Consider the following 18,794-nt stretch of genomic DNA (forward strand, 5'->3'; position numbering starts at 1 on the left):
AGTGCAACCCGTTGAGCCCGTTATTGCTTGCTCGCAGCCGGGTAGGCGTTGTTGGCCCGATTGACGTCGGGCAGCAAGCCGTCCGGATCAATCGTCGCGCGCTTGATGCGTTTGCCGCCGGGCACGGGCACCGCAAGCTCGATGTTGCGCATCCAGGCCTCGACCGGCACCCGCACGTCGGTGGTGCTGCCGTCATCAAACGCCACCTTTAGCATGGACGGCATCGCCATGCGCTCGAGATTGGCCACCATGACCTGTGCGCCCTTGGCCGGGTCGTTGTCGACATACTTCACGCCGGTGACCGCCAGGTCGAGCTTCCAGTTGTGCGCAAACCAGCCGCGCCAGAACCAGGAGAGATCCTCGCCCGCGGCGCTGTCCATGGCGCGGAAGAAATCGGACGGCGAGGGATGCTTGAACGCCCAGTCGTGCGTGTACTGGGAGAATGCGGCATCGAAGCGCTCGGGCCCGAGGATCGCCTCGCGCAGCAGCGTCAGGCCGTAGGCGGCCTTGAAGTAGCTGATCGGGTGCCGGTATTTGCCGGGTGCCACATCCGGTGCGGCAAGGATCGTCGGTGCATTCGGGTCGTCGAACACCTGGGTGACGATGTCTTTGGCCGGATCGCCCGTCAGCGGCGCGTATTCACCGTCCTGCTTGGGCGCAAACTCGCCGTTGTGCGCCTTGCCCCAGTCCGCCTGGGCGAGCGCGTCGACAAAGGTATTGAAGCCCTCGTCCATCCATGCGGCTCGGCGCTCGTTCGAGCCGACGATCATCGGGTACCAGTCGTGCCCAATCTCGTGCACGGTCAGCATGAACAGGTCCTTGCCGGTCGATTTCCACGAATCGAATACGATGCCCGGATATTCCATGCCACCGGCATTACCGGCCTCGGCAATTGCGTTTGGCCATGGATAGACGAGGCCGGTGTACTTGGAGAAGAACTCCACCGTGTACTTGATGTGCTGCGTGGAATGCTGCCAGCCACCATCCACGATGCTCTTGGTCGGGTACACCGACTGCGCCATCGCGTGATTGCCATCGGGAAGATTGATGCGTGCGGCATCCCAGACGTAGGCGGCCGAGGCACCGAATGCCACGTCGCGGCTGTCATGCATCCTGAAGCGCCAGGTCCGCGTGCCTTGACTCGGACGGCTGGCCGGATTGGCGACATCCTCCGGGGTGCGGATCACCACGGTCGCATCGCTTGTGCGTGCCTGCGCCAAGCGCTGCTGCTCGGTCGGGGTGAGCACGTCGGCTGGATTCACCAGCTCGCCCGAGCCGGCCACGATCATGTTGGCCGGCACGGTGATCGCGTAATCGAAATCGCCGTATTCCAGGTAGAACTCGCTGCCGACGTAGGGCAGGGTATCCCAGCCGCGCAAATCGTCGTAGACGGCCATGCGCGGATACCACTGCGCAATCTCGAACACGTCACCGTCCTTGGTCGTGTACCAGTTGGTGCGGCCACCGGATTCGGGCATGGTGTAATGCCAGTCGATGTGCAGTTTGACCGTGCCGCCGTTGCCAGCCACGGGCTTGGGCAGGTCCACGCGCATGCGCGTATCGCTGATCGTGTGCCTGGCCGTGGCCGTGCTGCCGCCAGCCTCGACCTGCACCGCGGTGATGACGTCGCCGTCGGTCTGGCGGCTGGCGTCCGGTGTACCCGGGAAGGCGAAGCTGCCGCGCGAACCGGCCCGGTAGATGTTCTGGTCGAGCTGCAGCCAGACGTAGCCCAGCGCTTGCGGACTGTTGTTGGTGTAGGTGATGACTTCGCTGCCGGTCAGCACCTTCGACTCGGGATCGAGCGTGGCCTGGATGCTGTAGTCGGCGCGGTTCTGCCAATAGTCGGGGCCCGGACGGCCATCGCCAGAGCGGTAGCGGTTGACCGGGTACTGGTGCGCGAACGGCGCGAACAAGGCCAGGGCGTTGAAGTGTGACGAGGTGGCCTTCGCCGGAGCAGCCGTGGAGGTGGCGGTTGGCGCCTGGGGCGCCGAACACGCCGCGAGCGTAACGGAAACGAAAACGAGCGTGCACAAACCAGCGTGATTCATCGGTGCTCCCGGTGCCTTGGCGGCGGAACGATGGCCGCGCACCCCATGCGCGACTTGGTCACACGCTACCACGTCCCCGGCAGGCGGTCACAATGACCGATGGCAGGGGACGCGCGCATCCAGGCCTTGCTGAAGCCGGGCGCCACCCCGGCACTGAGCGTGGACAGCGCATTGGCTTTTCGGTACAACGGCGACGCCATTCCCACCCTGCCTCACTTGCCAACGGGGAGCCATCCATGAACCACACTGCCTTGCACACCCTGGTGCTGGCCGGGACACTCGCCCTGGGCTGCGCTGCGTTTCAGCCGGCTGCCGCCCAGGCCGCTGCGGCACCGGGCGCGGCCGGTGCGGCGCAATCCGCCACTCCGGCGGCGCGTCCGGCGGACGTCGACTCGATGGACGCAATCATGGCTGCCGTCTACGACGTGATCTCCGGCCCGAAAGGCCAGAAGCGGGATTGGGATCGGATGCGCTCGTTGTTCGTGCCGGGCGCGCGGCTGATCCCCACGCGTGCTGACACCAGCGGTATCACCAAGACCTCGATGCTGAGCGTGGACGATTACATCCAGCGCGCCACCCCCGCGCTCGAAGGCGAGGGCTTCTTCGAGCGCGAAACACACCGCACGGTGGAGCGCTTCGGCGCCATTGCCCAGGTGTTCAGCACCTACGAATCGCGCCACGCCGCCACTGACGCCAAGCCGTTCCAGCGCGGCATCAACAGCTTCCAGCTGCTGTTCGACGGGCAGCGCTGGTGGGTGGTGAACATCTACTGGCAGGCAGCCAGCGCCGAGCTGCCAATTCCCAGGCAATACGGCGGCTGACGTGGGCTACCAACCGGTGGTGCCGAGGTGCGCGAAGATCTGCGTGTAGAGCTCGATGCCGTTGCGCAGGTTCTGCAGGCGCAGATTTTCGTCCGCGGCGTGCTGGTTGTCGTCGTAGTTCGCGATCGGCACATTGATCACCGGCACGCGCAGCGTCTGCGTGAACGCATAGTTTGGCGAGCTGCCGCCCGAGGTCGGCACCAGGATGGGCGGCTTGCCGGCATCGTCGCTGGTTGCCGCGATCAAGGCGCGCGCAGCCGGTGAGGTCATGCTGACGCGGTCCGCGGGGTAGGCGCCATCGCCCCAGACGACCTGGGCGACGCGCGCATGCGCCAGGCGCATCTCCCTGGTCACCGGGCCGGGGGTGACGAAATAGCCCTGGCTTTCGATGTGCCTGGTGACCAGCTCGCGCAGATGCGCTGGCGTCTGGTTTGGCACCAGGCGGAAATCAAACGAGGCCTTGGCCTCGGTGGGGATGACGTTGCGCGCATGTTCGCCCACGGCGCCAAAATCGAAGCCGCGCAGGTTGAGGGCAGGCAGCATCAGGCGCTCCTCGAGCGGCGCGTCATTCGCCTCGGTACGCGCGAGCCCGAGTGCCGTGCGCAGTTCCGCGTCGATCGGCGGCATCGCCTTGATTGCCGCCTGCTCGGCGGCGGTGACCGGCGCCACGTCGGCGTAATAGCCATCGATCTTGATGTGCCCGTTATCGTCGCGCATGCTGGCGATCAGGTTGGCCAGCAACACGCCTGCGTTTGGCGCCCAGTTGCCGTAGTGCCCGCTGTGCAGTGCGCGCGTGGCGCCAAACACGGTGAGCTCCATGTCGGCGTCGCCGCGCACGCCAAACAGGAGCTGCTGCTCGCCGTTCTGGTAGACCGGACCATCGCCCAGCAGCAGCATGTCGGCGGCGAGCAGGCCCTTGTATTTCTGCAGGATGCCGAGGATGTGCGGCGAGCCGGCTTCCTCCTCGCCCTCGAAGAAGAACTTGAGATTGACCGACGGCTCGCGCCTGGCCGCATGCAGCGCATCCAGCGCGGCCAGCATGGCCATGATCGTGCCCTTGTCGTCGCCGGCCGAGCGCGCATAGATACGGGTGTTCGGGCCAAGTGCAGCGGCGCCTGCGGTCGGCAGCGCGATCGGCTTGCCGCCATCTTCCAGCGGCGCGTCGCGCAGGGTCGGCGTCCAGGGCGGGGTTGTCCATTGCGCGGCAATCACCGGCTGGCCATCGTAGTGCGCGTAGAAGATGACCGTGCGCTTGGCACCAGGCACCTTGAGTTCACCGTAGACGGTTGGCGGTGCGCCTTCGAATTCCAGCAGCCGTGCGTCGACCCCGCGCTTTTTCAGCGAGGCAACCAGCAGGTCGGCATTGCGCCGGATGTTGGTATGGTCCGCGGCGACGTTCGGCAACGCGAGCAGGTCGGTGAACTCGCGCAGGATCGCCGGTTCGTGCGTAGCCACGTACTGCTGCGTGCTGGCGCGCAACGCGGCACTGGTGGCGACTCCCTTGCTGGCCTGGGCCCAGGTGGCACACGGGACAGAGAGCGCAATGACGGCGAGCAAAGCGATGATTCGGGACACGGCTTGGCATCCTGCAGGGTGACGAAGAGACCGTCGCGCGTAGAAACGGCAGGCGGAAGGGGAACCTGGGCGAGGGCACGCCCGCCACGCAGGATACCAGCCGTCGCCGCGATGGGCAGGGTGCCCCTGCCGTCAGTTCGGCCGGCCATCCATCCGGTGAGGGTCCGGTGACCCGGCTTGAGAAAGCGCATGGCGGCCCCGATCCTTGGTGGCAACGTCCTCGGCAGGTGGCCATGTTCGACAAGCTCCGCAACTGGCGGGTACGACGCATCGTCGCCAGGCGTCCGATTGCCGAGACGCACTGGCGGCATGCGCTGCGCCATTGCGCGCCGGCGCGGCGGCTGGGCGCTTCCGACCAGGCTGCATTGCGTGTGCTGGTCACGCTGTTCCTGCAGCGCAAGGCGCTGGAACCCGTCCAGGGCTTGCAGCTGGACGATGCCGACCGCGTCCTGCTGGGGGCCCATGCCTGCATGCCGATCCTGAAACTCGGCCTCGACTGGTACGACGGCTGGCACAGCGTCATCGTTTACCCGACGGCCTTCATCCCGCGCCGCGAGCACCTCGACGAAGCAGGGGTGCTGCACCAGGGCGATTCCGTACTGTCCGGCGAGGCCTGGGAGCGCGGGCCGGTGATCCTGTCCTGGGCCGATATACTGGAAGACCGCAAGGTGCCGGGGCATAACGTCATCATCCACGAGATGGCACACAAGCTCGACATGCAGAACGGCGACGCCAACGGTTTCCCACCGCTGCACCGGCGCATGGATCGCCGCACGTGGTCGCGGGTGTTTTCGGAGGCCTGGGAGAGCCTACGCAAGGAGCAGCGCAGTGGCGCTGAGTTGCCGATTGATCCCTACGCCTTGGAAAGCCCGGCCGAGTTCTTCTCCGTCGTCAGCGAGCAGTTCTTCGAAGCGCCGGCCAACTTGCGCGAACACCTGCCAGACGTCTACCGCCAGCTCGAGCTGTTCTACCGGCAGCATCCGCTCTAGGACGCAACCAAAGCGGGTCACCATTTCGCCGGAACGTGCGCTTCCCCACTGTGCGCCGTACACCGATATATCGCCCGCGACACGCGTCGCCGATCTCCTGCTGCCCCAATGTGGAGTGTCGACGCCCAAGGAATCGCGCCTCGGGTGAAACGCTTCCAAAGAGCTTCAGCTGGTTGTTTGCGGATGGGACTTCGCATTCATACGACAACCTGTTCGTTGCGACTTTTCCGGAACAAAAAAGCCGACCCGATGGTTGGGGTTGGTTATGGACAGATCTGCAAACGGGGAGGGTTGACCACAACAACAGGATGATTACGCAGCCTCTTCATTGCGATGGTAGCGAGCTGCCCCGCGCCGCTTCCAACCGAGGGCCACGCCAAGCGCGAGCAGGCCGAATCCAAACAAGCCTAATTCACCCGGTTCGGATACCTGTACGGTCACGGTCGCGGTACCCGGCGAATTGAAGAAATCGGTTATCAAATAAAAGTTTTGGTTGGCTGGAAGCGGCGCAAAAAATGACAGGTCCAGCACGTCGCCAGCGCTTACACGCAGACCGTCCACGCAGTTGTCCGTCGCAAAGCCGGGCGGCTGGCTGCCGCAGGTGAGCTCATCGGTATGATCCGCGGAGCCTCCACTGGGGGCGGTAAAATTGAACGTGAATGTGCGCAGCGGACCGCCGGTGACGTTGGTCATGAACAGGCACCAACCCGAAGCCGCAGGCGACAAGCCCGTAAGCGTGCTGCAATCCACAAACTGCACCGCATACGGGGTGTTGAGTTTGCTGATGTTGCACGGCGTGTAGTCGTCGAGAGGCGGGATGCCCAAGGTACAGTCGGTGCCGGCGGGTGGCGCGACGCCGGACGGTGGATCGAAAATCACCCGTGTCGCCAGTGCGCTCGGCGCGACGATGATCGCCGCCAACATCATAAAAGCAAGGACAAGGAAACGTTTCATGGCACAAAGCTCCTTTGTCGTGAACAATTCGTCTACGCGTTGCATTGCTCGTGCCAGCGTGCAACAGATTGATCCTGCTGTGATAACGTCCGCGCCCTAGGCAGGTTATGTAAGTTTTCTCGACGACAATTCAGCTTCCGCCTGGCACGGGCTTCTCCAGGGAGGCGTGTGCCGACAGGTTCTTATCGGGATGCCGATCGCTTTGGGCAAAGTGTCACGTTTCCTGACGCCGATGGAGCGGCAGACGGCTCATACGCCTGGATACGGCTCCTCGAGCTTGTCGCACCGGCCGCCAGCGTCAACCCGGCGATCCAGTCGCGTCCGTCACCGGGTTGCTTCACCTCCACCCGGCCATCGTTGCACCATGCCCACTTCACGCAGTCCGCCGACAATTAGCGCTCGCCGGAGCTGCCCACCCCCGGCAACGCCGTACCCGGAAGCGGCAGGCCGGCCTGTTTGCACAGGGAGGCAAAACGCGGGTCGTGCTGGTAGGCCAGTACAAAGGGATCGGTGAGCAGACCGGAGAAAACCGGATCGTTCTGACTCCAGGCGCGTTGCAGCCAATCGAACATCGCGTCCGGTTGCTTGCGCAAGGCATAGATATCGGCAACAAAATAAGGCTGATCCTTGCCTTGTTTGGCGATGTAATCCCGCAGCGCCTCATCGGCCTGGTGGCGATCGTGCCCGATCTGTTGTGCCAGTAGTCGTGCCCACGGGCCCCAGGTCGGATCGGCCTCCTTTGCGGCGTCGTTGTGCGCAGCACCCGCATCACCACGCAAGACGTCGATCTCCGTCAGGGTTGCATACAACCCGGGGAAATCCGGCTGCAGGGCCAGCGCCTTGCGCGTGACCTGTTCGGCGGCATCGAGTTCGCGTTGCCCCAGCAAGCCGAGCGCCAGGTTGGAATAGATATCGACGCGCAGCGGGTCGGTGGCGAGGATCTTGTGGTACATCTCCACCGCGGCCTGCAGGTGTCCGAGGTTCTCGAGGCCACCTGCCACGAAATTCATGCTGTTCGTTCCGTTCGGCGCCAGCGCATAGGCCCGCTGATACTCAGCCAGCGCTCCAACGGGGTCGTTGTCGATGGTCGCAAGCAGGTAACCGCGGTCAGTGTGGGTATGCGCCGCATCCGGTGCCAGCAGTTGTTCCCTGTTCCCTGCCGCGCGCGCCTGTGCGTAGGCTTGCTGGCGTGCCTCGCCGGTCAGGAACAGCACGCCCAGATTGACCGATGCATTGGACAGCAACCCCCATGCGTAGGCGTAGGCCGGATCGAGCTTCAGCGCCTGATGGAACAGGGCAATGCCCTGGCGAATGCTGCCTTCAGTGCCGCGACGCATGATGGTGCGTCCCTGCAGCATGAACTGATAGGCCTCGACGTTGCCGCTCGGCGGCTTGTCGTCGGACACGATCGACTTCCCCAGCAGCTTGATCTTGAGCGCGTCGGCTACAGCACGGCCGATCTGCGACTGGATCGCGAACACGTCCTTCAGTTGCTCTTCGTAGCTGTGCGACCAGACACTGCTGCCGTCGGTGGCGCGGATCATGCTGACCGTGACGCGGATCCGGTCGCCCTGTTGCCGTACGGAGCCCAGGATGAGATGGGCCGCACCCAGTGCCAGACCGATCTCGCCCGGCGTGGCCGTGCTGTCGCGAAACTTGAAACTCGAGTACTTGCCGATCACCTTCAGCCCGTCAATCTGGGTGAGATCGGAGATCAGCTCTTCGGACAGGCCGTCGGAAAAGTACTGCTGCTTGGGGTCATCGCTTTCGTTGGCCAGCGGTAGCACGGCGACGGACTTGCTGGGAAGCTTGGCCAACTCGGCCGTCAAGGTTCGGGCATCGGCCGCGGCCGCCATGCTGTTCGCGTCGCGGCGCAGGACGAACTGGTTGGTCAGGAGCAACACGACCGCGACGACAAGCACGCCGATGATCCAGTAGTCGAGTTTCCGTTCCGTGATGTGGCCGAACCCGCCGCGCCGGCGCCCGACCTCGGTCTCGCTCTCGAGTTTCAGGCCGCCCGGCGTGAACTCGAAGAGCCAGGCAAAGGTCATGAAGAATGGGAAACCGATGACTCCGGCAACCAGGAACCAGCGCGTGACCCAATCGGGCAGGCCGACCGCGGGCCCCAGTACCGTGATGCCCTGCGCGGTCGCCCATATTGCGCCGCCATACAACAGCGCCGCGCGCAGCACATTACGACGCTGCAACTCGGCGATGAAGCCGTGCTCCTCGGCCGGCTCGGAGGACGGTTCGGATGGTTCGTCGGGATCGGTCACATGGTGCCCCCGGACGCTTCCCCGGCGGCATAACCGCCTCTGTACCCAAAAGTCTCCAGCAAGAAGCGGAGGTATGCAAGCGAAGTCGAAACCAGCTGGAACAGGCGGCACAGTTCAGCGCCACGGACGCCAACCATACCTCGTCCACATGTTCGTGAAAGTCTTGCCCAGCAGCAGCGATTGCGCCACCGCGAGATCGTTGCCGTCGGCGACCCCGAGCGAGATTGGCGCGTAATTACGCAGACTTCAGCACGCCCAACCAGGGCGCTCAAGAACGGTGCATCCAGCGTCAGGAACCCTTGAAGAAACGGCCTTGGACTGGTTTTAAGCATCCCGAGAATTCCGCCTTTCGTCTTACGCATCAATCACTTGCGCATCGTGTCAAGCCCTGATGTTTGGGAAGCGGAGATGAGCGACGGGGACCTGGGTATGGAAGGCTAGTTGGAACCCGCGGCCCCCGCGAGCGGCACGTGCGGCATGTCCAGGTTCGGGCCGGCCTTGCGCTTGGCCTCAGCCACCATGGCGCGTACGTCGGCGAGCAGCTTTTGGCTGTCATAGACGACGCCCTTGCTGATCGTGTACTGCAGCGCGTGCACGCGTTCGGCCTTGCCGGTCTTCTCGTCCAGCCGCAGTGCGCCGGTGCCGTAGAGCATGTTGAAATCGCTCAGCGGGTTCTGCTTGAAGACCAGCAGGTCCGCCTTCATCCCCGGGCGCACCAGGCCGTACTCAATCGGCTTGCCCCAGGGCTTGCGCGGCATGAAGATGGTCTCGGCCCCATTCAACGTCGCCGCGCGGATGATCTCCAGCGGCGTCAGCCCGGCCTCCTGCAGCAGCGCCAGTTCCTGGATGTAGCCAAAGCCATCCACCTGGTAAATGAAAGCGGTGTCCTCGCCGACCGTGATGCGGCCGCCAGCATCGTTGTAGTCCTTGATGAAGGCCATCCACTTCGCATAGAAATGGTGCCAGTCGGCTTCGTCGGCACTGGTCCAGTGATAAAAATACGAGCCGTGGGATTTCGGGTTGGGCTCGAAGAACTGCCATAGCGAGGGCAATACGTACTGCGACATCCAGTCGGCATTGCGCGCGGCCATGGGATTGCGGCTCGCCAGGTAGATGCTCATCGTCGGACTCAAGACGGTGTCGTGCTTGAGGAACAGCTTGATCAGGTCCTGCCACGGTTGGCTGCCCGGCTCGGCGCTCTGGCGCCAGAGCGGTGCCACCTTGCTGAAGCGGTCGTACTCATTGTTGTAGTTGTACTCCTGCGGGAAATCCTGGATGGAATGCCCGGTGAGCATGGACTCGAAGATGCCATAGAAATGCGTTACCTCATCGAGGCCGAGCTTGACCGCGTCGGCCGCGGTCATGCGACCCACGTGGTTCTGGCTCAGGTGCGATTGGGTCCACATGTGCAACTTGTCCGCCGTCTGCAGCACCGCGGCCTCGACATCCGGATACATTGAGAACAGCTCGCCCATGCAGTTGATGCCGAGCTTGTTGATGTGTTCCACCCAGGCACGGGCCTGGTCCGGAGTCTCGAACTGACCCTTTTCCCCGTTGCCGAGCCAGCCGGAGCAGACCACGAGCCGCGGCGCGACGATCTTGTTTTCCTCGCTCAACTTGCTCTGGTTCAAGTCCCAGGCGAGGTCGGGGCCGAACGGCACGCCCTTCACCGTGGTGATGCCGTGACCCAGCCAGAGCTTGTATACATAGGACGCGTTGCCGTCGATCTTGGTGTCGCCCAAGTGATCGTGCACGTCGATGAAGCCGGGCGTGACGTATTCGCCACGGGCGTCAATCACGCGGTCGACACTTTCCGGACGCTTGTTCAAATCGGCCGGCGTGATGGAAACGATGTTGTTGCCTTCGACCAGGATGTTCATTGGCCCAAAGGGCGGGGAACCCGCACCGTCGATCACCGTTGCGCCCCAGATGAGCAGCCGGTTGTACGGGCCACCGCCGTCGTTTGCGCCGCGCGGTGGCGTCGTTTGCATCTGTGCCCATACCGGAGCCACCGCGAACGCTGCTGTCAGCGCGAACGCGGTTGCCGCGCGTCGGATCATCCGGGACATCGGATTGCCATGCATGCCGTCCATTCGTATCCTCCTGGGCCTTGCCCCGCGAGGATCCTGGCCGTATGCCAAACCCCATGCGATGCGCGCGGCAAGCTGTGTAATGCCACGCTAACGGAAGGACGCTCCCCTCACACGTGCCAAAAGATGGGACGGTCCACCGCTTCGCCCCGGTGGCGGTGAGGGGTCTCGGTGTTCCGGGGTAACGGCCGAAGCCAGAGTGCCCCTCACCCTAGCCCTCTCCCCCGGCGGAGCGTGGGGAGAGGGGATCAAGGCCGTCGCTGTGTCGCCCGTATACAGCGGTAGGCTCCACCGAAAGCCGCCGGTTACTTCGGTGAGGCGGGCGTGGCGGTGCCGGCGTAGAGGCCATTGAACAGTAACTTGAAGCTGCCGTGCGGCTGGCCGCGGAACGTGATCTCCGGACCCACTGCGTAGACCATGCCCTGGCCGATGCGGCCGCTGACGATCGCGGCGTTGCCGGCGAGATAGGCCTCGCCGTTGGCCCAGCCGCTGACCAGGGTCTGATCGCCCTGGAACCAGCCAGACACAGTCGGGGCGAGTGTGCGATTGGGCAGGATGCGGAAGACCGGGTCGTGATCGAAGTCCACCACGACACTGTCACCCATGCCGTAGGCAATAGGGTCGCGGTTGTTCAACGTGACGCGCAGCAGCGAGCCAGGGATGTAGAACTTCGTCTGTGGCAGGGGCTGTGACTTGCCATTCGCGCCAATCTCGGTGAGCGCGCTGGTGATCGGGAGTCCCACGGCTTCGGCCAGGGAAGTGCCGGCGCCGATGGTGTAGAGCGTGCCACCTGCCTGTACGAACGCCTTGAGCGCGGGTACGGTTTTTTCGGCGCTCATCGAGCCCATGCGCGCGCGCCACTGGGCAGGCACGGTCGCAAGTTCCGCAGCCGTAGGCGTGGGGCGGGGGCGACGGCGGCGACCGCTGTCACCGATGCCGCTGTCCACGAACAGCAGCACGTCGAACTTGTTGCGCAGTTTGCCGGCGTCGAGCTCTGGCGTGAACACCAGTTGGAACGGGAATTCGTATTGCTCCAGCAGCCAGCGCGTCCAGCCGCTGGGCATGCTGCCACCGTATTCGTCGTACAGCCCAATACGGATCGGCTTGAGCTTCATCGCCGCGCCGGCCGGAGCGCTGGCCACTCCGTGCGACGCCACGCCCAGGTCCTTGGCAGCCGCGGTGAGGATGGGCAGCACCTGCGGGCCGGAGGGGACATAGATCGCGCCGGTGCCCAGATCCTTGCCGTCAGCCGACTGCGGCGCCTGCATCCAGTACACGGAGGCGCCAGCCTTGAGCAGGCGGTTGGTGACGAGGAAGGCGTTGTTGAGCTCGTGGCTGATGACGTAGCCGGCGGGTTTGGCCGTACCGGTCACACCATAGACAGGCATAGGCTGCAACTGGCCAAACGGCAGCGACTCGAACGGGCCGGTGAAACCATCCAGCTCGCGCACGAAATCCACGCCCATCTGCAGGGCCACGGTCCAGCCCGCGATGTCATAGGGCGGCACCGGCGGGCCGCCCGGATAGGCCAGGTCGTTCGGGTAGTTCTGCGGCTCGAACATGTCCAGGATGAAAGGCCGGGCGGCCTGCGCCGACATCACCACGTAGCTGCCAGCCGGGTAGCGTTTGCCGGCGACGGTGAACGCAGTGGTGGCGCGCTGGATCTCGATGCCATTCTTGATCAGCACGTTGACGAACTTGGTGGCGGTGGCGAAGTCCGACTGGTCGCTCGGGATGATGTAGCCACGCGGCGCGCGGTAGGCGGGATCGTGCAGCACGGTGGCGTAGAGCGAGGGATCGGCGCCACGCGGACGGAACGGGTTTTCGTCCGCGTCAGCCTTCGCGCCTTTGGCGGCCTTCTGCTTGGCGTCGGCGGCTTCCAGGGCGGCAATGCGGTCGGGCGTGATGACCCATGAATCCTCGCTGCCTTGGCGGATCTGGTTGCGACCCATCGAATAGATGTTGTACAGCAGGTCTTCGCGGTTGCGCGAGGCGTAGTCGAGTACCGCGCGGTTGTTTTGCAGCTCGTAGGCGATGGACTGGCTGTAGTGCCAGGTCTGCGGGGCGATCGGTAGTGGCCAGTCACCGTTCGGCAACTGTTTGGCCGGGATCAGCGCGATCTGGATTGGATTCGGGCTGCCGATGATCTCGGTCAGCAGGCCGGTGATGTTGTGGAAATAGGCGGTGGTCCGCACGCCGCCGTCCCACCAGGTGGAGTAGTTCGCACCGGTGCGCTGCGCCGAACCACCCATGCCGCGCGACACCAGGCGCATGTGCATGGCCGTGCCCACCGCCTCGATGTTGAGCGGCACCAGCGGATCGTAGTTGTAGTTGAACGGATCACGGAACGGCGGCATGAAGATGACCGCGCCGGCTGGGCCAGTCTGGTGGTGGTTGTAGAGGATCTGCGGGAACCACTCCTGGTACAGGACCTTGTTCATGTTGATGGTCTCCTGCATGTTGGACATGTAGGAGTCGCGGTTGTCGTCATGTCCGACGTACTTGTTGTAGACCGTGGGCAGGCCGGGCGCCATGGTGCGTTTGTCGGGCGTGGCGATGCGGTTGTACCAATCGGACACCAGTTCGACGCCGTCGGGATTGACCGGCACGTACAGGCCAATGACGTCGTGCAACAGGCGCAGGGTCTCCGGGTCGTTGCGGCTGACCATCTCGTAGATGCTCTGCACCAGTTGGTGGAAGCCCACGGTTTCCTCCGAATGCAGGCCGCCATCGATCCACACCACAGCCTTGCCTGCGGCCGCCAGCTTGTGCGCTTCGGCGTCATCGAGGTCCTTGGCCCGCGCGAGCCGCGCGCTGATCTCGCGATAGTGGTCGAGCTGCTGGATGTTCTCGGGTGCGGAGATGATCACCATCCACTCGGTCTTGCCCATCTCGGTCTTGCCGATGTCCACCAGCTTCATGCGATCCGTTTCGGTGGCCAGTTTCTTCCAGTATTCGACCGCCTTGGTGTAGTTGACCTGCTGGTAGTCATCGCCGATGTTGAAGCCGAAGAACTCCTGTGGCGTCGTGATCGCGGCGGCGTTGCCGGCAGCGGCCATCTCGGGAGCCCGCGTTTGCGCCAGTACGGGAGTCGTGGCCAACAGCATGCCTGCAAGCAGCAGGCAGCAACGTGCGAACGCGCGATTGAACATGAAGTGCTCCCCTGTGGTCACCAAGGTGCACAAGAGTAAGGGAAGAGCGCGCCGAGTTCACCGTCTGGCCTCGATGTCACGTGCAGTGCTGGCGGCGTGATCGACGCCTGGTGGCCACCGCCGCGCTCGATCGACCAGGCCGTGGCATCGGCCGGCCTGCGCCAACGTGAACGGCTGGTGCGTACTGATTGAGCACGGATGCGTCGCCCCCATCTATGCTGCAATGAACCGTTCCTCCATCGCTGGCTTGTGCCGATGGCCGTGAATCCCAGCCCGATCGACGCCTTCCATCCAGCCGTGGCCAGCTGGTTCCGGCAGCGCTTTGCCGCACCCACCGCGGCGCAGGCCGCGGCGTGGCCGGCCATCCGCTCCGGCCAACACACGCTGGTGGCGGCACCCACCGGCTCGGGCAAGACACTCACCGCGTTCCTCGCCGCGATCGACGCGCTGGTACGCGAGGGCGTGGCCCACGGCGGGACGCTCGCGGATGCCACCAGCGTGGTCTATGTCTCGCCGCTCAAGGCGCTGTCCAACGACATCCACGTCAACCTGGAGGAGCCGCTCCAGGGCATCCGTGCGGAACTGGTGAGGCTCGGCTTGCCCGACGTGGCGATCCGCACCGCCGTGCGTACCGGTGACACCCCGCAGGCCGAACGCAGCGCGCTGCGCAAGCGGCCGCCCCACATCCTGGTGACCACACCCGAATCGCTGTACGTGCTGCTGGGCTCGGCCTCGGGCCGCGGGATGCTGGGTGGCGCGCGCACGGTCATCGTCGACGAGATCCACGCCATCGCGGGCAGCAAGCGCGGCTCGCACCTGGCGCTGTCGCTGGAACGGCTGGAATCCTTGTGCCGGCGGCGCCTGCTGCGGATCGGGCTGTCGGCGACGCAAAAACCCATCGAGACAGTCGCCGCCTTCCTGGTCGGCACCCCAGCCTTGGCATTTCCGTCGGACGACGAAGCCGCCGGCTTGCGGAGGGGCTTGGGGGAGGGCAACTGCACCGTCATCGATGTCGGCCACGCGCGCCCGCGCGACCTCGCCATCGAGGTGCCGCCGGTGCCGCTGGAAGCGGTGATGTCGAACGACAGTTGGGAGCTGGTCTACCACCGCCTCGTCGAGCTGGTCCAGGCACATCGCACGACCCTGATCTTCGTCAACACGCGGCGCATGGCCGAGCGCGCGGCTCGGCATCTGTCCGAGCGCCTGGGCAAGGACGTGGTGGCGGCGCACCACGGCAGCCTGGCCAAGGAGTTGCGGCTGGACGCCGAACAGCGGCTGAAGCGCGGCGAGCTGAAGGTGCTGGTGGCGACTGCCTCGCTGGAGCTCGGCATCGACATCGGCGAGGTCGATCTGGTCTGCCAGCTCGGCTCGCCGCGCTCGATCGCCGCCTTCCTGCAACGGGCGGGCCGGTCCGGCCACCATATCGGTGGCATGGCAAAGGCGAGGCTGTTCCCGGCCACGCGAGATGACCTCCTCGAATGCACCGCGCTGCTCGACTGCGTGCGCCGGGGCGAGCTGGATGCCCTGGTCGTGCCGCCGCAGCCGCTCGACGTGCTGGCCCAGCAGATCGTGGCCGAGGTCGCCTGCGCGACGTGGGACGAGGATGCGCTGTACGCGCTGGTGCGGCGCGCCTGGCCGTATCGTGAGTTGTCGCGCGGCGAATTCGACGCGGTGGTGCACATGCTGACCGAGGGCTTCACTACCCGCCAGGGACCCCGTGCCGCCTACATCCATCGCGACGCGGTGAACCGGCAACTGCGACCGCGGCGCAACGCCCGGCTCACCGCACTCACCTCCGGCGGCACCATTCCCGACACCGCGGACTATAAGGTGGTGCTGGAACCGCAGGCGATCATCGTCGGCACGGTCAACGAAGACTTCGCGGTCGAGAGCATGGCCGGCGACATCTTCCAGCTCGGCAACGCCAGCTACCGCATCCAGCGCGTCGAGCGAGACCGCCTGCGCGTGGAGGACGCGCGCGGCGCGCCACCCAACATCCCGTTCTGGCTGGGTGAGGCGCCGGGCCGCAGCGACGAGCTGTCGTACGGCGTGTCGCGCCTGCGCGAGGAACTGTCCGCTCTTCTTGAACCCCTCTCCCCTCGGGAGAGGGGTTGGGGTGAGGGTACGGGCGACGCCATGAACATCCACGCTCCGCCCGCACCCGCTCCCCCGGCCCCTCTCCCAACGGGAGAGGGGAGCAAGGCGCGCGCACTTGCATGGCTGCGCGAGGAACTCGGCCTCGGCGAATCCGCCGCCCAGCAACTCATGGACTACCTGGCCCGCGCCAAGGCTGCGCTCGGCGTATTGCCCAGCCAACGCACGCTCGTGCTGGAGCGCTTCTTCGACGAATCCGGCGGCACCCAGCTGGTGCTCCACACGCCCTGGGGCAGCCGCGTCAACCGCGCCTGGGGCCTCGCGCTGCGCAAGCGCTTCTGCCGCCAGTTCAACTTCGAGCTGCAGGCGGCGGCGACCGAGGATGCGATCGTGCTTTCGCTGTCCACCAGCCACAGCTTCCCGCTCGAGGACGTCGCCCACTACCTGCACTCCAATACCGCCGAGCAGGTGCTGGTGCAGGCGCTGCTCGATGCTCCATTGTTTCCCGCGCGCTGGCGCTGGAATGCGGTCACTGCGCTGGCGCTGCCGCGGTTCACCTCCGGCAAGAAGACCCCGCCACCGCTGCAGCGCATGAAGAGCGAGGACCTGCTTGCCGCGGTGTTCCCCGACCAGGTTGCCTGCCTGGAAAACATCGTGGGCGAGCGTGAGGTGCCTGATCACCCGCTGGTCAAGCAGACCATGTATGACTGCCTGCACGAGGCGATGGACGTGGACGGGCTGCTGGCGATCCTGCGCAGGCTGGAAGCCGGCGAGATTGAAGTCGTCGCACGCGACCTCCCCGCGCCCAGTCCGCTCGCCGCCGAAGTACTGGGCGCGGCGCCGTACGCCTTCCTCGACGACGCGCCGCTGGAAGAGCGCCGCACCCACGCCGTGCAGGCCCGCCAATGGAACGGCGCCGACAACGCGGACGAGCTCGGCCGCCTCGATCCCGAAGCCATTGCCGCCGTGCGCGACGAAGCCTGGCCACGGGTGCGCGACGCCGACGAAATGCACGAGGCGCTGACCTTGCTGGGTTTCGTCACCGCGACCGAAGCTGCTGCCAACACCGGCTGGAACGGGCAACTGCAGGCGCTGGCGAAAGCCCAGAGGGCGACACGCCTACTCCCTCTCCCCTGGCCAGGGAGTGACGGAGAGACTTGCGGTCCGCAGGTGTGGACGACGGCGGAGACGTTGCCGCTGTGGCGAGCATTGTTTCCCGACTCGCCAATGCAGCCACGGATTGCCGCGCCGGCCGAATACGCCGCCCAGGGCTGGGCGCGTGGCGACGCGCTGCTGGAGCTGGTGCGCCGCCGCCTCGGCGGACTCGGCCCTGTCACCGCGGACGAACTGGCGCGCTCCATCGGCGTCAACGTCGGTGAAGTGGGGCTGGCGCTGCTGCGCCTGCAATCCGAAGGCTATGTGATGCAAGGCCGCTTCAGCCCCGCCGCCGGCGACACCGAATGGTGCGAGCGCCACCTGCTGGCACGCATCCATCGCTACACCATCGGCCGGCTGCGCCGCGAGATTGAACCGGTCAGCAGGCGCACGTTGATGCGCTTCCTGTTCGACTGGCAACACGTGTCCGCAGCAGCGCGGCTGAGTGGGCCAGATGCGCTGGTGACTACGCTCGCGCAACTGGAGGGATACGAGGCGGCGGCCGGCGCCTGGGAGGGCGAGCTGCTAACGGCGCGCATCGACGACTACGCGAGCCATTGGCTGGACGAGCTCTGCCGCGCCGGACGCACCGGCTGGAGCCGCCTGCGCGCTGGTGGAGGTGGCGGTCCGGTGCGCAGTACGCCCATTGTCCTGCTGCCACGACGCGACATCGGCACCTGGACGTCCATTGCTGCCGGCGACCCGCAGGAGGCACTGCTGTCCTCGCGGGCCCAGGCCGTCGCCGATGTCTTGCGCGAGCAGGGCGCGCTGTTCTTCGACGAGTTGATGTCCGCTACCCGCCTGCTGCGCACCGAGTTGGAAGGTGCCCTGGGCGAGCTGGTGGCCGGCGGCCAGATCAACGCGGACAGCTTTGCCGGTCTGCGCGCCCTGCTGCTGCCGGCGGCGAAGCGCGACGGCAGCCGGCATCGGCGCATGCGCCGCCACCAGTTCGCCGGCATCGAGGACGCGGGGCGCTGGGCCCTGGTGCGCGGCGTGGCCGCAACCGACGGCAAACCCGCGCCCGAGGCGCTCGAACACATCGCCCGTACCCTGCTGCGCCGTTATGGCGTGGTGTTCTGGAAATTGCTGGAGCGCGAGGCTTCTTGGCTGCCGCCCTGGCGTGACCTGCTGCGCGTCTACCATCGGTTGGAGGCGCGTGGCGAGATTCGTGGTGGCCGCTTTGTCGAGGGCCTGGTCGGCGAGCAGTTTGCCCTGCCCGAAGCCATCGCACCGCTGCGCGCTGCGCGCTCCCGCGCGGACGACGGCGAACTGGTCTGCATCAGCGGCAGCGATCCGCTGAACCTGGTTGGCACCGTACTCGCTGGCGACAAGGTGCCAGCGCTGGCCGGCTCACGGCTGCTGTATCGCGACGGCGCGGCAATTGCCGCCCTGGTTGGCGGCAAGGCCACGCCGCTCGTCGAACTGCCGTCGAGCGAATGGCAGCAGGCAAGACAGGCCTTGCTGCGCCACGCCGCATTGTCCGGTGCGCAAGACGAAAGGCCCGCAATTCTCGTGGGGCCGGCCGACTGAACGTCGGCAGTTGTGGGCGAGGGCGGTGTCGTGGATGATGACCCGCCAGGTTCCGGGTACCGCCGGCGGCCGTTGGGACGAGTGGCACAGGCGGTCGCCATCCCGGGCTA

9 protein-coding genes are annotated in these 18,794 nt (G+C 65.6%); 3 read left to right on the plus strand and 6 right to left on the minus strand.

The window, feature by feature from the left end; genetic code table 11:
• Positions 1-20: 20 nt before the first annotated feature.
• The gene (locus AC3WJB_RS10420; protein WP_492681285.1) at positions 21-2,048 is read right to left on the minus strand and encodes a M1 family metallopeptidase; all 2,028 of its coding nucleotides are present in this window, start codon (positions 2,046-2,048) and stop codon (positions 21-23) included.
• 236 nt (positions 2,049-2,284) lie between these two features.
• On the opposite strand from AC3WJB_RS10420, the gene AC3WJB_RS10425 reads away from it, so the two are divergent.
• Positions 2,285-2,869: a hypothetical protein gene (locus tag AC3WJB_RS10425; RefSeq protein WP_492681287.1), complete on the plus strand. Its 585-nt coding sequence runs from the start codon at positions 2,285-2,287 to the stop codon at positions 2,867-2,869.
• Between the two features lie 6 nt (positions 2,870-2,875).
• Here AC3WJB_RS10425 and AC3WJB_RS10430 read toward each other — a convergent pair whose 3' ends face one another.
• Positions 2,876-4,444 carry a M20/M25/M40 family metallo-hydrolase gene (locus AC3WJB_RS10430; protein ID WP_492681289.1) on the minus strand — a complete coding sequence of 523 codons (1,569 nt, stop codon included), beginning with the start codon at positions 4,442-4,444 and terminating at the stop codon, positions 2,876-2,878.
• A 233-nt stretch (positions 4,445-4,677) separates the two neighbouring features.
• On the opposite strand from AC3WJB_RS10430, the gene AC3WJB_RS10435 reads away from it, so the two are divergent.
• Entirely contained in the window at positions 4,678-5,433 is a 756-nt protein-coding gene (locus AC3WJB_RS10435) for a M90 family metallopeptidase (protein WP_492681291.1), read from the plus strand.
• A 312-nt stretch (positions 5,434-5,745) separates the two neighbouring features.
• Here the strand turns inward: AC3WJB_RS10435 and AC3WJB_RS10440 are convergent, their stop codons facing one another.
• The 4 genes from AC3WJB_RS10440 to AC3WJB_RS10455 all read right to left on the minus strand — a co-directional run bounded on the left by AC3WJB_RS10440 (position 5,746) and on the right by AC3WJB_RS10455 (position 13,905).
• On the minus strand, positions 5,746-6,387 hold the full coding sequence (locus AC3WJB_RS10440) for a hypothetical protein (protein WP_492681293.1): 642 nt from the start codon (positions 6,385-6,387) through the stop codon (positions 5,746-5,748).
• A gap of 392 nt (positions 6,388-6,779) precedes the next feature.
• Positions 6,780-8,663 carry a hypothetical protein gene (locus tag AC3WJB_RS10445; protein ID WP_492681295.1) on the minus strand — a complete coding sequence of 628 codons (1,884 nt, stop codon included), beginning with the start codon at positions 8,661-8,663 and terminating at the stop codon, positions 6,780-6,782.
• A 437-nt stretch (positions 8,664-9,100) separates the two neighbouring features.
• Positions 9,101-10,756, minus strand: coding sequence for an amidohydrolase family protein (locus AC3WJB_RS10450; protein WP_492681297.1), 1,656 nt, complete (start codon positions 10,754-10,756; stop codon positions 9,101-9,103).
• Between the two features lie 302 nt (positions 10,757-11,058).
• Positions 11,059-13,905, minus strand: a complete 2,847-nt coding sequence (locus AC3WJB_RS10455) for a M14 family metallopeptidase (RefSeq protein ID WP_492681299.1) — start codon at positions 13,903-13,905, stop codon at positions 11,059-11,061.
• 255 nt (positions 13,906-14,160) lie between these two features.
• Here AC3WJB_RS10455 and AC3WJB_RS10460 point away from each other — a divergent pair, with 255 nt between their 5' ends.
• Positions 14,161-18,684, plus strand: a complete 4,524-nt coding sequence (locus AC3WJB_RS10460) for a DEAD/DEAH box helicase (RefSeq protein WP_492681301.1) — start codon at positions 14,161-14,163, stop codon at positions 18,682-18,684.
• The last annotated feature ends 110 nt before the right edge of the window (positions 18,685-18,794 follow it).

The organism is Rhodanobacter sp. FW510-R10, assembly GCF_058781105.1.